General features: G+C 62.2%; 11 protein-coding genes. All 11 read left to right on the plus strand.

Annotated features, from left to right (window positions below):
• Positions 1 to 36 precede the first annotated feature (36 nt).
• The 11 genes from NPS29_RS20995 (at position 37) to NPS29_RS21045 (ending at position 15,649) form a co-directional block, all read left to right on the plus strand.
• Entirely contained in the window at positions 37 to 213 is a 177-nt protein-coding gene (locus NPS29_RS20995) for a hypothetical protein (protein ID WP_002552060.1), read from the plus strand.
• Complete coding sequence (locus NPS29_RS21000) at positions 197 to 3,151, plus strand: sensor histidine kinase (RefSeq protein WP_274134859.1); 2,955 nt, start codon at positions 197 to 199, stop codon at positions 3,149 to 3,151. The genes NPS29_RS20995 and NPS29_RS21000 overlap by 17 nt, the downstream gene beginning before the upstream one ends.
• A gap of 22 nt (positions 3,152 to 3,173) precedes the next feature.
• Positions 3,174 to 4,610 (plus strand): sigma-54-dependent transcriptional regulator, encoded by a 1,437-nt coding sequence (locus NPS29_RS21005; protein ID WP_274134860.1) that lies wholly within the window; start codon positions 3,174 to 3,176, stop codon positions 4,608 to 4,610.
• Positions 4,611 to 5,370: 760 nt separating this feature from the next.
• Entirely contained in the window at positions 5,371 to 6,771 is a 1,401-nt protein-coding gene (locus NPS29_RS21010) for a polynucleotide adenylyltransferase PcnB (protein ID WP_274134861.1), read from the plus strand.
• Between the two features lie 15 nt (positions 6,772 to 6,786).
• Positions 6,787 to 7,260 carry a 2-amino-4-hydroxy-6-hydroxymethyldihydropteridine diphosphokinase gene (gene folK, locus NPS29_RS21015; protein ID WP_274134885.1) on the plus strand — a complete coding sequence of 158 codons (474 nt, stop codon included), beginning with the start codon at positions 6,787 to 6,789 and terminating at the stop codon, positions 7,258 to 7,260.
• Between the two features lie 342 nt (positions 7,261 to 7,602).
• Positions 7,603 to 8,403, plus strand: coding sequence for a 3-methyl-2-oxobutanoate hydroxymethyltransferase (gene panB / locus NPS29_RS21020; protein WP_274134862.1), 801 nt, complete (start codon positions 7,603 to 7,605; stop codon positions 8,401 to 8,403).
• On the plus strand, positions 8,400 to 9,251 hold the full coding sequence (gene panC / locus NPS29_RS21025) for a pantoate--beta-alanine ligase (RefSeq protein WP_274134863.1): 852 nt from the start codon (positions 8,400 to 8,402) through the stop codon (positions 9,249 to 9,251). Before panB ends, panC begins: the two co-directional genes overlap by 4 nt.
• Positions 9,252 to 9,516: 265 nt before the next feature.
• The gene (gene pgi / locus NPS29_RS21030; RefSeq protein ID WP_274134865.1) at positions 9,517 to 11,181 is read left to right on the plus strand and encodes a glucose-6-phosphate isomerase; all 1,665 of its coding nucleotides are present in this window, start codon (positions 9,517 to 9,519) and stop codon (positions 11,179 to 11,181) included.
• 244 nt (positions 11,182 to 11,425) lie between these two features.
• Positions 11,426 to 13,363, plus strand: coding sequence for an acetate--CoA ligase (gene acs / locus NPS29_RS21035; protein WP_274134866.1), 1,938 nt, complete (start codon positions 11,426 to 11,428; stop codon positions 13,361 to 13,363).
• Between the two features lie 148 nt (positions 13,364 to 13,511).
• The gene (locus NPS29_RS21040) at positions 13,512 to 14,381 is read left to right on the plus strand and encodes an oxygenase MpaB family protein (protein ID WP_274134867.1); all 870 of its coding nucleotides are present in this window, start codon (positions 13,512 to 13,514) and stop codon (positions 14,379 to 14,381) included.
• A gap of 89 nt (positions 14,382 to 14,470) precedes the next feature.
• Positions 14,471 to 15,649: an acetyl-CoA C-acetyltransferase gene (locus tag NPS29_RS21045; RefSeq protein WP_274134869.1), complete on the plus strand. Its 1,179-nt coding sequence runs from the start codon at positions 14,471 to 14,473 to the stop codon at positions 15,647 to 15,649.
• Positions 15,650 to 15,806: the final 157 nt, after the last annotated feature.

Here is a 15,806-nt window from a genome sequence, read left to right on the forward strand (position 1 = left end):
CTCCTCATCTGTCGGTCAGTCAACCTGGGAGGCCAAATGTACATCTACCGATTGGTCCTGCTCCTGGTGGTAGGCATTTATCTATTTTCCCCGGCCATCATGGATTGGTGGATCGACGCGACGGGGGCCTGGTACCGGCCCTACATGCTGTGGCTGATCCTGATCGTGGTGACTTTCATTCTGCAGAGCCAACGAGATGCCGATGAGCTTTAGCCTGACCCAGATGATTCTGGTCAGTGCCGCCTACCTGCTGGCGCTGTTCAGCGTTGCCTGGATCAGTGAGCGTGGCCTGATTCCGCGCTGGATCATTCGTCACCCGCTGACCTACACCCTGTCGCTGGGGGTTTACGCCAGCGCCTGGGCGTTCTATGGCACGGTGGGGCTGGCCTACGAGTACGGCTATGGCTTCCTGTCCAGCTACCTCGGGGTGTCGGGCGCGTTTCTGCTGGCGCCGGTGCTGCTTTACCCGATCCTCAAGATCACCCGCACCTATCAGCTGTCGTCGCTGGCCGACCTGTTCGCCTTCCGCTTTCGCAGCACCTGGGCCGGGGCGTTGACGACGATCTTCATGCTGATCGGCGTGCTACCGCTGCTGGCCCTGCAGATTCAGGCGGTGGCCGACTCCATCGGCATTCTGACCCGAGAGCCGGTGCGCAACTACGTCGCCCTGGCGTTCTGCGTGCTGATTACCCTGTTCACCATCTTCTTTGGCTCGCGCCACATCGCCACCCGGGAAAAACACGAAGGGCTGGTGTTTGCCATCGCCTTTGAATCGGTCATCAAGCTGGTGGCCATCGGCGGCGTGGGCCTGTATGCGCTGTACGGTGTCTTCGACGGCCCGCAAAGCCTCGAACAGTGGCTGCTGCAAAACCAGAGCGCCCTCGCCGCCCTGCATACCCCGTTACAGGAAGGTCCGTGGCGCACATTGCTGCTGGTGTTCTTCGCCTCGGCCATCGTGATGCCGCACATGTATCACATGACCTTCACCGAAAACCTCAACCCCCGCGCGCTGGTCAGTGCGAGTTGGGGCTTGCCGCTGTTCCTGCTGTTGATGAGCCTGGCAGTGCCGCTGGTGCTGTGGGCCGGGCTGAAACTGGGCGCCACCACCAGCCCGGAATACTTCACGCTGGGCATCGGTATCGCTGCCCATAACCCGGCCCTGGCCCTGCTCGCCTATGTCGGAGGGCTGTCGGCGGCCAGCGGGCTGATTATCGTGACCACCCTGGCGTTGTCCGGCATGGCGCTGAACCATCTGGTGCTGCCGCTCTACCAGCCGCCTGCCGAAGGCAATATCTATCGCTGGCTGAAGTGGACCCGCCGCGGGCTGATCGTGGCCATCATCATGGCGGGCTACGGCTTCTACCTGCTGCTGGGCGCCAAGCAGGACCTGGCCAACCTGGGCATCGTCGCCTTCGTCGCCACCCTGCAATTCCTGCCGGGCGTGCTGTCGGTGCTGTACTGGCCCGCCGCCAACCGTCGAGGTTTCATGGCCGGGCTGATCGCCGGCATCGTGGTGTGGCTGGTCAGCATGCTGTTGCCGTTGATCGGCAACTTCCAGGGCTTCTACATCCCGTTGCTGAACATGATCTACGTGCTCGACGACACCAGTTGGCACATGGCGGCCATCGCCTCGCTGGCGGCCAACGTGCTGGTGTTCACCCTGATCTCCCTGTTCAGCAACCCCAGCGCCGAGGAAGCCAGCGCCGCCGAGGCCTGCGCGGTGGACAACGTGCGCCGCCCGCAGCGTCGGGAACTGCACGCCGTATCACCCCAGGAGTTCGCCACCCAACTGGCCAAGCCCTTGGGCGCCAAGGCCGCGCAGAAAGAAGTCGAACAGGCGCTACGCGATCTCTACCTGCCCTTCGACGAGCGCAGGCCCTATGCCCTGCGCCGCCTGCGGGACCGGATCGAGGCCAACCTGTCCGGCCTGATGGGCCCCAGTGTCGCCCAGGACATGGTGGAAACCTTCCTGCCGTACAAATCCGGCAGCGAAAACTACGTCACCGAAGACATTCACTTCATCGAAAGCCGCCTCGAGGATTACCACTCGCGCCTCACAGGGCTTGCCGCCGAACTCGACGCCCTGCGCCGCTACCACCGCCAGACCTTGCAGGAGCTGCCGATGGGCGTCTGCTCCCTGGCCAAGGATCAGGAAATCCTGATGTGGAACAAGGCCATGGAAGAACTCACCGGCATCGGTGCCCAGCGGGTGGTCGGCTCTCGGCTGGAAACCATCGCCGATCCATGGCGCCAGTTGCTGCTGGGGTTCATCAACGTCCCGGACGAGCACTTGCATAAGCAGCGCCTGGGGCTGGACGGGCAGACCCGCTGGCTCAACCTGCACAAGGCCGCCATCGACGAGCCCCTCGCTCCGGGCAACAGCGGTTTGGTGATCCTGGTGGAAGACCTGACCGACACCCAGATGCTCGAAGACAAACTGGTGCACTCCGAGCGCCTGGCCAGCATCGGCCGGCTGGCAGCGGGCGTCGCCCACGAGATCGGCAACCCGATCACCGGCATCGCCTGCCTTGCGCAAAACCTGCGCGAAGAGCGTGAAGAAGACGGCGAACTGACCGAAATCAGTAGCCAGATCATCGAGCAGACCAAACGTGTTTCGCGCATCGTGCAGTCGCTGATGAGCTTCGCCCATGCCGGCGGCCATCAACAATCCGACGAAGCGGTGTGCCTGGCCGAAGTGGCGCAGGATGCCATTGGTCTGCTGGCCCTGAACCGGCGCAATTTCGAAGTGCAGTTCTACAACCTGTGCAACCCGAACCACTGGGTCGACGGCGACCCGCAACGCCTGGCGCAGGTGCTGATCAACCTGCTCTCCAACGCCCGTGACGCCTCGCCTGCCGGCAGCGCGATCCGGGTCAAGAGCGAGGCGTCTGAACATACGGTGGATCTGATCGTCGAAGACGAAGGCACCGGTATTCCAAAAGCGATCATGGACCGCTTGTTCGAGCCGTTCTTCACCACCAAGGATCCGGGTGAAGGGACAGGCCTTGGGCTCGCACTGGTCTATTCCATCGTTGAAGAGCATTATGGACAAATCACCATCGACAGCCCGGCTGACCCCGAGCAACAACGCGGAACCCGTATTCGGGTGACATTACCGCGACATGTCGAAGCGACGTCCGCTGTGAACTGAGACCGTCGAGAGAATCGAATCAATGCCGCACATTTTGATCGTCGAAGACGAAACCATTATCCGCTCTGCCTTGCGTCGCCTGCTGGAACGTAATCAGTACCAGGTCAGTGAAGCCGGATCCGTGCAGGAAGCTCAGGAACGTTTCAGCATCCCCTCGTTCGACCTGATCGTCAGCGACCTGCGCCTTCCCGGCGCTCCGGGCACTGAACTGATCAAGCTGGGCCAGGGCAAGCCCGTCCTGATCATGACCAGCTATGCCAGCCTGCGCTCGGCCGTGGACTCGATGAAAATGGGCGCGGTGGATTACATCGCCAAGCCCTTCGACCACGACGAAATGCTCCAGGCGGTCTCGCGCATCCTGCGTGACCGACAGACGGTGCAGAGCATCCAGGCAGAACGCGCCGCCACTGCCGGCAAGCCTTCGGCTGACAAGCCGGGCCCTGACAACAGCAATGGCGAGATCGGCATCATCGGCTCCTGCCCGCCGATGCAGGACCTCTACGGCAAGATTCGCAAGGTGGCGCCGACCGATTCCAACGTGCTGATCCAGGGTGAATCCGGGACCGGCAAGGAACTGGTCGCCCGCGCCCTGCACAACCTGTCGCGCCGCGCCAAGGCACCGATGATTTCGGTGAACTGCGCAGCCATCCCGGAAACCCTGATCGAGTCCGAACTGTTCGGCCACGAGAAAGGCGCGTTCACCGGTGCCAGCGCAGGTCGCGCGGGCCTGGTGGAAGCGGCGGACGGCGGTACGCTGTTCCTCGACGAAATCGGTGAATTGCCCCTCGAAGCCCAGGCGCGTCTGCTGCGTGTGCTTCAGGAAGGCGAGATTCGCCGCGTGGGCTCGGTGCAGTCGCAAAAGGTCGATGTGCGCCTGATCGCCGCGACCCACCGCGACCTCAAGAGCCTGGCCAAAGTCGGCCAGTTCCGTGAGGACCTTTACTATCGCCTGCACGTGATCGCGCTGAAACTGCCCGCACTGCGCGAGCGTGGCGCCGACGTCAACGAGATCGCCAACGCGTTCCTCGCCCGCCAGAGCGCCAAGGCTGGCCGTAACGACCTGAAATTCGGCCCCGATGCCGAGCAGGCGATTCGTCACTACTCCTGGCCGGGTAACGTGCGCGAACTGGAAAACGCTGTCGAGCGCGCGGTGATCCTCTGCGAGAGCCCTGAAATCTCGGCCGACCTGCTCGGCATCGACATCGAGCTGAGCGATCTGGACGTGGACGAGTTCATTGGCCTGGCGCCTCAGGCGGCCAGCGCCAGTTCCACCGCCCATGAGCCGACCGAGGACCTGTCCCTGGAAGATTATTTCCAGCACTTCGTGCTCGAACATCAGGACCACATGACCGAGACTGAACTGGCACGCAAGCTGGGCGTCAGCCGCAAGTGCCTGTGGGAACGTCGCCAGCGCCTGGGCATTCCACGGCGCAAGACCGGCGTGGCCAGCGAGACCTGAGGCGCGCGAAGGCTCTGGCACAGGGCCTTCAGCAAGTTCGAAAAGAACTGTTACCTCGAAAGCGGAACGTAACAAAAGCCGGGGCGTACGGTAACGCAGCCCCGGCTTTTTTTGGCCTGCGCAAAACTGCGCGCGATAGCGTCGTTTTGCCACACCCCCGGTTTTAAAGGGCTGCAGCGCTTTCGTCAAAAGTTGGCACGGGTTCTGCTATATGTATACGTACAAGAACAACAAAAATCAGTCACCCGCAAAAAAACACAATAAAAACAAGACGTATCGACTCACGCATAACAAGAACAAAACGGCGGAGGCGCAGCTAACTGATTCTTTTGGAGAGGCGTTGCATTTGGGACTTGTCCCGCAACCAGGCCGAGAACAACAAAAAACTACCCCAAGGTAGAGCCTGAACTGGTTGGATCGAACGATTACTGCAGCACAGCGACCAAAGCAATCCGTTTGCTCTTGACTCCCGATTGGGAGGTTTCACAGGCGAAATGCCGTGAATTGGGCGCTCAACAAAAACAAAAAGCCCAACAGACAATAAAAATAAGAGCACGCACTTTGGGGGAGCTTCGGCTCCCCCAGTAGCTTCCAGAACAAAATCCTTGCCCTGCAACCACCGTCCAACCCCTGTGTTTCCTGCCTCCCGGCGGCGTTCGCGCAGCTTCCTACACCATTGATCGACTAAATGCTAGAATCCCCGCCCATCATGCGGTCATTCTTTGTCATTGGCCGAATATTCCTTCAAACAGTGCATCCCATGCTGAAGAAGCTGTTCCAGTCATTCCGTACCCCTCTGCGCACCAAGCCGCAGCAACACATGCGCACAACGCCTGAAGTGCTCAACAGCAGCCAGCATTCGTTGCAACGCAACCAATTCAGCCGCTATGCGGTGAACATCGTCGAGCGTCTGCAAAATGCCGGCTACCAGGCCTATCTGGTTGGCGGCTGCGTGCGGGACATGATGCTGGGCATTACGCCAAAGGATTTCGACGTCGCCACCAGCGCCACGCCTGAACAGGTGCGCGCCGAGTTCCGCAACGCGCGGATCATTGGCCGGCGCTTCAAGCTGGTTCATATCCATTTCGGTCGTGAAATCATCGAAGTGGCGACTTTCCGCGCCAACCACCCTCAGGATGAAGAGGACGAAGACAGCAACCAGTCGTCCCGCAACGAGAGTGGGCGGATCCTGCGCGACAACGTCTACGGCACCCTGGAAGAAGACGCCCAGCGCCGCGATTTCACCATCAATGCCCTGTATTACGATCCGGTCACCGAGCGGGTGCTCGACTACGCCAACGGCGTACACGACATCCGCAATCGCTTGATCCGTCTGATTGGCGACCCGCAACAGCGCTATAAGGAAGACCCGGTGCGGATGCTGCGCGCCGTGCGTTTCGCCGCCAAACTGGACTTCGGCATCGAGAAGCACAGTGCCACGCCGATTCGCCCGCTGGCCTCGATGCTGCGCGACATTCCGGCTGCGCGCCTGTTCGAGGAAGTGCTCAAGCTGTTCCTGTCGGGCCATGCCGAGCCGACCTTCGAGATGCTGGTGGATCTGGAGTTGTTCGATCCGCTGTTCCCGGCCAGCTCCCACGCGCTGGAGCACAACCCGACCTACACCCACACGCTCATCAGCGATGCCCTGGCCAACACCGACCTGCGGGTGAAACAGAACAAGCCGGTCACCCCGGCCTTCCTGTTCGCCGCATTGCTGTGGCCGGCCCTGCCTGCGCTGGTGCTGCGCCTGCAAGAGCGCGGCATGCCGCCGATCCCGGCCATGCAGGAAGCGGCGCACTTGCTGATTTCCGAGCAATGCCAGCGTATCGCGATCCCCAAGCGCTTCACCATGCCGATCCGCGAGATCTGGGACATGCAGGAGCGTCTGCCCCGCCGTTCCGGCAAGCGCGCCGACCTGCTGCTGGAGAACCCGCGTTTCCGCGCTGGCTACGACTTCCTGCTGCTGCGTGAAGGCGCAGGCGAGGAAACCGATGGCCTGGGCGATTGGTGGACGGAGTACCAGGACGCCAATGAGGCCGGGCGCCGCGAGATGATTCGCGAGCTGGGCAGCAAGCCCGACGCCGCAGGCCAGGGCCCGCGCAAACGCCGTCGCAGCGGTGGCGGCAAGCGCAAGCGTGCTGGCGCCGACGCAGGGGAATAAGCGCGTACGATGAACATGGAACGTGTCTACATCGGCCTGGGCAGTAACCTGGCCGAGCCCGCCGAGCAATTACGCGAAGCCCTCAAGGCGCTGGCGCAATTGCCGCAGACTGCCCTGTCAGGCGTTTCTTCTTTCTATGTCAGTGACTCGTTGCTCCCAGGCCAGCCGCGTTACACCAACGCCGTTGCCGCGCTGGACACGGGTCTTGCGCCACTGGCGCTGCTCGATGCCCTGCAAGGCGTAGAGAACGGCCAGGGCCGCGAGCGCCTCGAGCGCTGGGGACCGCGTACGCTGGACCTGGACATCCTGTTGTTCGGTGACCGCCTGATCGACGAGCCGCGCCTGAAAGTCCCGCACTATCACATGCACGCCAGGGCGTTCGTGCTGTACCCGCTGGCCGAGCTTGCGCCGGGCCTGATCCTGGCCGATGGGCGCGCGCTGGACGACCTGCTGGCCGCCTGCCCGTTTGAAGGGCTGGAGCGGATCTAATCCCCAACCCCGTAGCAGCACGGCTTGCCGGCGGGGGCGTCGTGTCAGACACATATTTATCGCTGACACACCGCTCCCGCCGGCAAGCCGTGCTGCTACGGGATTGTGTGATCCCCATGGTTGTTACATCCCTGCGGTAACAACCCGACCAAACCGGTAACACCCGGAATTGACTTCCCGCCCCCTCCTCACGAAGATAAGCGTCCCAACGCCGGACTACCGGCCAAAAGGCGCAGAACAGGCTTTTTCAAACACCGCGAAACGACGGTGTGCCTGTGTCTTACGAATGAATCACGCGTTGCTCGCCGTAGTGTTCACAGCGCCTGAACGAGGACTTTTTTCATGCCAGATATCACCGTTACGTCCCTGCTGGGCCTGAAGCAAAAAGGTGAGAAAATCACCATGCTGACCTGCTACGACGCAACCTTCGCCCACACCGCAAGCCAGGCGGGTGTAGAAGTGCTGCTGGTCGGCGACTCGCTGGGCATGGTCCTGCAGGGGCACGACAGCACGCTGCCGGTCACCACCGCCGAAATGGCGTACCACGTCGCCTGCGTCAAGCGCGGCAACCAGGGTGCGCTGATTCTCGCCGACCTGCCGTTCATGTCCTACGCCACTGCCGAGCAGACCTTCGCCAACAGCGCCGCGCTGATGCAGGCCGGTGCACACATGCTCAAGGTCGAAGGCGCGGCGTGGCTCGCCGACTCGATCCGCCTGCTGGCAGAGCGCGGCATCCCGGTGTGCGCGCACCTGGGCCTGACGCCGCAGGCGGTCAATGTGCTGGGCGGCTACAAGGTGCAGGGGCGTCACGAGGCGCAGGCGCGGCAGATGCGCGCCGACGCAATCACCCTTGAACAAGCGGGTGCGGCGATGATTCTGCTGGAATGCGTACCCAGCGAACTGGCTCAGGAAATCACCCACGCAGTGAAGATTCCGGTGATCGGCATCGGCGCAGGCAGCGCGGTGGATGGCCAGGTGCTGGTGCTGCACGACATGCTCGGCCTGTCGATCAGCGGCCGCGTGCCCAAGTTCGTGAAGAACTTCATGACCGGCCAGCCAGATATTCAGTCGGCCATTGCGGCCTATGTCAGCGCCGTCAAAAGCGTCAGCTTCCCTGCACCAGAACACGGATTCTCGGCATGAACACTGTCAAAACCGTTCGCGAACTGCGCGCCGCCGTTGCCCGCGCCCGCAGCGAAGGCAAACGTATCGCACTGGTCCCGACCATGGGCAACCTGCACAGCGGCCACACGGCGCTGGTGACCAAGGCGACCCAGCGCGCCGACTTCGTGGTGGCGAGCATCTTCGTCAACCCGTTGCAGTTCGGCCCCAACGAAGACCTGGCCACCTACCCGCGCACCCTGGCGGCGGATCAGGAAAAACTGCTGCAAGCCGGTTGCCACCTGTTGTTCACGCCGACGGTCGAGGAAATGTACCCCCACGGCATGGCCGACCAGACCATCGTCCGCGTGCCCGTGGTCTCCGAAGGCCTGTGCGGCGGCAGCCGTCCTGGGCACTTCGACGGTGTTTCCACGGTGGTCAGCAAGCTGTTCAACATGGTCCAGCCTGACATCGCCATCTTTGGCCAGAAAGACTTCCAGCAACTGGCCGTCGTCAGCGCACTGGCCCGTGACCTGAATATGCCGATCCAGATCATTGGCGAGCCCACCGTACGCGCCGCCGACGGCCTGGCGCTGTCCTCGCGCAACGGTTACCTGACCGAAGCCGAACGCGCGACGGCACCGGCGCTTTACCGTGTCATCAAACAGATCGCAGACGCCCTTCACAATGGGGAGCAGGACCACACGCAGTTGCTCGCCGATGGCTGGAAAGCCCTCGAAGCCGCAGGCTTTCGCCCCGACTACCTGGAAATCCGCAATGCCGTGACCCTGCGTCCGGCAACGCCAGACGACCACGACCTGGTAGTGCTGGGCGCGGCATTCCTGGGCAAGACGCGGCTGATCGACAACCTGCACCTGGCCAAGGAATAAACACCACGTCTGCAATGGCGACTATGCTCAGTACCCGGCGGCCAGGTTTACCAGACCCATGCAGACCGGGTAATGAACTTAGCCACACGAGCAATGCCATACCGGTACAGCTCGCCTGAGAAAGGCGGCCATGCATTAGATTGTGAGAAAAAGTACCGAGCAAAGGTAAAGTCAGGCGCAGACATAAGCGCGTCCGGGGATTAGGCTTCGGACAGTCTGGCTTTCAATGTCCAAAGGCAGTTCAAGTTTAAGGAACCCCGTAGCGATGGCGTACTACCGCACTCCTCATGACGTCACCACCCTGCCCGCCTGGCAGGCGCTCAACGACCACCGCAAGGCCATGCAGAATTTCAGCATGCGCGATGCGTTCAACGAAGACCCGCAGCGCTTCAACAACTTCACCCTCAGCAGCAGCGGGCTGTTCCTCGACTACTCGAAAAACCTGATCACCGCCGAGACCCGCCAGTTGCTGGTCAACCTGGCCAACGAAGTGGGCCTCAAGGACGCCATCAAGGCGCAGTACGACGGCGAACTGGTCAACTCCTCCGAAGGTCGCCCGGCGCTGCACACCGCGCTGCGCCGTCCGGTGGGTGACAAGCTGATGGTCAACGGCGTCAACGTGATGCCCGAAGTGCACAAGGTGCTGAACCAGATCACCGACCTGGTGGGCCGCATTCACGACGGTCTGTGGCGTGGCTACACCGAAAAGCCAATCACTGACGTGGTCAACATCGGCATCGGTGGCTCGTTCCTTGGCCCTGAGCTGGTGTCCGAAGCGCTGTTGTCCTACGCGCAGAAAGGCGTTCGCTGTCATTACCTGGCGAACATCGACGGCACCGAGCTGCACGAACTGACCAGCAAGCTGCGCGCCGAAACCACGCTGTTCATCGTCTCGTCCAAGACCTTCTCGACCCTGGAAACCCTGAAGAACGCCACCGCCGCGCGCGCCTGGTACCTGGCCCAGGGCGGTTCGGAAGCCGAGCTGTATCGCCACTTCATCGCGGTATCGAGCAACAACGCCGCCGCTGTGGCCTTCGGTATCCGCGAAGAGAACATCTTCCCGATGTGGGACTGGGTCGGCGGTCGTTACTCGCTGTGGTCGGCCATCGGCCTGCCTATCGCGCTGGCGGTCGGCATGTCCAACTTCAAGGAACTGCTGTCCGGTGCCTACACCATGGACCAGCACTTCCAGAACGCGCCGTTCGAACAGAACATGCCGACCCTGCTGGCGCTGTTGGGCGTCTGGTACGGCAACTTCTGGGGCGCGCAGAGCCACGCGATCCTGCCGTACGACCACTACCTGCGTAACATCACCAAGCACTTGCAACAGCTGGACATGGAATCCAACGGCAAGAGCGTTCGCCAGGACGGCGTGCCGGTCAAGACCGACACCGGCCCTGTGATCTGGGGTGGCGTGGGTTGCAACGGCCAACATGCGTATCACCAGTTGCTGCACCAGGGCACCCAGTTGATCCCGGCCGATTTCATCGTGCCGATCGTCAGCTTCAACCCGGTCTCCGACCACCATCAGTGGCTGTACGCCAACTGCCTGTCCCAGAGCCAGGCGCTGATGCTGGGCAAGACCCGCGAAGAAGCCGAGGCCGAACTGCGCGCCAAGGGCATGTCCGAGGAAGAAGTGCAGCGCGTGGCGCCGCACAAGGTGATTCCGGGCAACCGTCCGAGCAACACCATCGTCGTTGAACGTATCAGCCCTCGCCGTCTCGGCGCGCTGGTGGCGATGTATGAGCACAAGGTATTCGTGCAGAGCGTGATCTGGGGCACCAACGCCTTCGACCAGTGGGGCGTGGAACTGGGCAAGGAACTGGGCAAAGGTGTCTACAGCCGCCTTGTCGGCACTGAAGAAACCGCCGCTGAAGATGCCTCGACCCAAGGGCTCATCAACTACTTCCGCGGTCGTCACCGCGGCTGATCGAGCCTGATCGCTGTATCCGAAACCCGCCCCCTCGCAAGAGGCGGCGGGTTTTTTATTGGCTCCCGTAGCAGCACGGCTTGCCGGCGGGAGCGGCGGGTCAGTGACAGATACTTGTCTGACACGACGCTCCCGCTGGCAAGCCGTGCTGCTACGGGATGTGTACAGAGGCTGAACCCATGGGTTTTCGAACTACTCTGATGAGATGTCGCGGCTACACAACGCCACAAGAAAAGGAGACGCCATGTTCAATCTCAGCGATTTCCCCCACGCCGACGCCACGCGCAAGGCCGCTCAACTGAGCGCCGAGGACTACCAGCGCATGTACCGGCAGTCGGTCGAACAGCCCGATGCATTCTGGGCCGAGCAGGCCAGCCAGTTTCTCGACTGGTCCCGCCCCTGGGATCAGGTGCAGCAATGCGACCTCAAAACCGGCGCCGCCAACTGGTTCAAGGGCGGCCAATTGAATGTCAGTTACAACTGCATCGATCGTCATCTGGAAAAGCGCGGCGATCAGGTGGCCATTCTTTGGGAAGGCGATAATCCTGCCGAATCCGCTGAAATCACCTACAAGAAGTTGCACCACAACGTTGCCCGCCTGGCGAATGTGCTCAAGCAGCGCGGGGTGAAGAAAGGTGACCGGGTGTGTATCTACATGCCGATGGTCCCGGAAGCGGCCTACGCGATGCTGGCCTGTACGCGCATCGGCGCGGTGCATTCGGTGGTGTTCGGCGGATTTTCCCCGGACGCCCTGCGCGACCGGATTCTCGACGCCGATTGCCACACCGTGATCACCGCCGATGAAGGCGTACGCGGCGGCAAATACATCCCGCTGAAACAGAACGTCGACAAGGCCCTGCAAAGCTGCCCGAACGTCAGCACCGTGCTGGTGGTCCAGCGCACCGAGGGTGAGGTCGACTGGGTCGAAGGCCGCGACATCTGGTACCACGAAGCCCTGCACGGTATCAGCGACGATTGCCCGCCCGAGCCGATGGACGCCGAAGACCCGCTGTTCATCCTCTACACCTCAGGCAGCACCGGCAAACCCAAGGGCGTGCTGCACACCACCGGCGGCTATCTGTTGCAGGCCGCACTGACCCACAAGTACGTGTTCGACTACCGCGACGGGGAAATCTACTGGTGTACCGCTGACGTGGGCTGGGTCACCGGGCACAGCTATATCGTCTACGGCCCCTTGGCGAACGGGGCGACCACGCTGATTTTCGAGGGTGTGCCCAATTACCCCGACACCTCGCGCTTCTGGCAGGTGATCGACAAGCACCATGTGAACATCTTTTACACCGCACCAACCGCTTTGCGTGCGCTGATGCGCGAAGGTCCGAAACCCTTGCAGGGCACCAGCCGGGAAAGCCTTCGCGTGCTCGGCACCGTGGGTGAGCCGATTAACCCCGAGGCGTGGGAATGGTATTTCCACCAGGTAGGAAAAGAACGCTGCCCTATCGTCGACACCTGGTGGCAGACCGAGACCGGCGGCATCATGCTCACCCCATTGGTCAGCACCACGCCGCTCAAACCCGGCTGCGCGACCCAGCCCATGTTCGGGGTGCAACCGGTGTTGCTCGACGACAAGGGCAAGGAGTTGCAAGGCGCGACCAGCGGTTTACTGGCGATCAAGGCCAGTTGGCCAGGGCAGATTCGCGGTGTCTATGGCGACCAGAAGCGCATGATCGAGACCTACTTCAAGCCCTACCCCGGTTACTACTTCACCGGCGATGGTGCGCGGCGCGACCAGGACGGCCATTACTGGATCACCGGGCGCGTGGACGATGTCATCAACGTGTCCGGCCACCGCATCGGCACCGCGGAAGTGGAGAGCGCGCTGGTGCTGCATGACAGCGTCGCTGAAGCCGCCGTGGTCGGCTACCCCCACGACGTCAAGGGCATGGGCATTTATGCGTTCGTCACCACCATGGCCGGGGTCGAGCCCGATGAAGCCCTGCAGAAGGAATTGCTGGCGCTGGTCAGCAAGGAAATCGGCAGCTTCGCCAAGCCTGAATTGATCCAGTGGGCACCGGCCTTGCCGAAAACCCGTTCCGGGAAGATCATGCGTCGCATCCTGCGCAAGATCGCCTGTAACGAGCTGGACAGCCTGGGGGATATTTCGACCCTGGCCGATTCGAGTGTCGTGGAAGGCTTGATCGAAAAGCGCTTGAACAGATAGCCCCCACCCCCAATTCGCGAGCAAGCACAGACCCTGTGGGAGCGAGCTTGCTCGCGAAGGGGCCGTAACGTCCGAACCTCCTCAAGCGGCTGCACGTCAGTCTTCGCGAGCAAGCTCGCTCCCACAGGTAATATTGCGATCACGCCCCATGGAATTCATCCGCACACGCATCGAAACCCAGGTCATGAGCATGACCGGCCTCGCCCTTGGGCAGCTGGACATCGAGAACCCTAAGGGCGATCCCGGGCTGTTCGGGCCGCAGGCGGTGTGCTGGCAGGTGCATGGGGACTTTGCCAGCATGCTGGTCGGCGGCATCTGCGCCCTGATGCTGCAGATGCTCCACCCGCGAGTGCTGGCCGGGGTCTGGGACCACTCCAATTTCCGTGAAGACATGCTCGGCCGGCTGCGGCGCACCGGGCAGTTCGTCTCGGGCACCACCTTCGGCTCGACCCACGACGCCAACCGGCTGATCGACAAGGTGCGCGGCATTCATGCACAGATCAGCGGCACGGCGCCGGACGGCAGCCATTACAAGGCCGACGATCCGCAGCTGCTGACATGGGTGCATGTGGCCGAGGTCAGCAGCTTCATGGCGGCTCATCTGCGGTATCTGAATCCTGACCTTTCCCTTGATGAACAGGACAGGTACTACGCCGAGACCGCGCTGGTGGCCGAGCGTCTGGGTGCCCGGGATGTACCGCGATCCGCCTGTGCCATTGCCGATTACCTTGAACAGATGCGTCCGCAATTGCTGTGCGACGAACGTACCTTCGAGGTGCTGCACGTGCTTCGCCACGCCCCGGCCCCCAGCCGGATGGCCAGGCCCATGGGCAAGCTGATGATGCAGGCCGGCATCGAGCTGCTGCCGCAGTGGGCCAGCGCGATGTTCGGTATCGAGTTCAGTGCGTTCAGGCGCAGAATGATTCGAACGGGCATCAACCGCACGGCACCGGTATTGCGATGGGCCGTACGCAACGCATCGGTGCACCGTGCCAGGCGCAGGATGGGCGTGGTTTGAATTTCCGTTGATGCCCATTCATGCCACCATAATCGTCTTCGCTTCAATCGGCCCAGCGCTCGAAACCTACAACAATGAGGATCCGCATCATGCAAGACGTCGTTATCGTTGCCGCTACCCGCACTGCCGTCGGCAGTTTCCAGGGTTCGCTGGCGAATATTCCTGCGGTTGATCTGGGTGCTGCGGTCATTCGCCAATTGCTGGCGCAGACCGGCCTGGATCCTGCGCAAGTCGACGAAGTCATCATGGGCCAGGTCCTCACTGCGGGTGCCGGGCAGAACCCTGCGCGCCAGGCGTCGATCAAGGCCGGCCTGCCGTTCGCGGTGCCAGCGATGACCCTGAACAAGGTCTGCGGTTCAGGCCTCAAGGCGCTGCACCTGGGCACCCAGGCCATTCGTTGCGGCGACGCCGAGGTCATCATTGCTGGCGGCCAGGAGAGCATGAGCCTGGCCAACTACGTCATGCCGGGCGCGCGTACCGGACTGCGCATGGGCCACGCGACCATGGTCGACACCATGATCAGCGACGGCCTGTGGGATGCCTTCAACGACTACCACATGGGCATCACTGCCGAGAATCTTTCGGACAAGTACGAGATCAGCCGCGAGGCGCAAGACGCCTTCGCTGCCGCCTCGCAGCAGAAAGCCGCTGCGGCCATCGCAGCCGGGCGTTTCGTCGATGAGATCACGCCGATCCTGATTCCACAGCGCAAGGGTGACCCGGTCCCCTTCGCCACTGACGAACAACCGCGTGCAGGCACTACCGCCGAGTCGCTCGCCAAACTCAAGCCCGCCTTCAAGAAGGATGGCACCGTGACCGCCGGTAACGCCTCGTCGCTGAACGACGGTGCCGCGGCGGTGATTCTGATGAGCGCAAAAAAGGCTGCAGAACTGGGCCTGCCGGTGCTGGCACGCATCGCCGCCTACGCCAATGCTGGCGTGGACCCGGCGATCATGGGTATCGGCCCGGTCAGCGCCACCCGCCGCTGCCTGGACAGGGCCGGCTGGTCTCTGGACGAGCTGGACCTGATCGAAGCCAACGAAGCGTTTGCCGCGCAGTCGCTGTCGGTGGGCAAGGAGTTGGGCTGGGACATGGACAAGGTCAACGTCAACGGCGGCGCCATCGCCATCGGCCACCCGATCGGTGCATCGGGCTGCCGCGTGCTGGTGACCTTGTTGCATGAAATGATCAAGCGCGATGCGAAGAAGGGTCTGGCGACGCTGTGCATCGGTGGTGGTCAGGGAGTTGCGCTGGCTCTCGCGCGGTGAATCCAATCCGCGAGGATTAAAGACCTGTGGGAGTGAGCTTGCTCACGAAGAGGCCGGTACATCCACAACACTTCCGTGGCTGATACTCCGCCTTCGTGAGCAAGCTCACTCCCACAGGGTTCCTCATCTGCAGTTCGCCCAAGGCATGGGAATCAGC

The organism is Pseudomonas putida, from assembly GCF_028682175.1.
GTDB lineage: Bacteria > Pseudomonadota > Gammaproteobacteria > Pseudomonadales > Pseudomonadaceae > Aquipseudomonas > Aquipseudomonas putida_AD.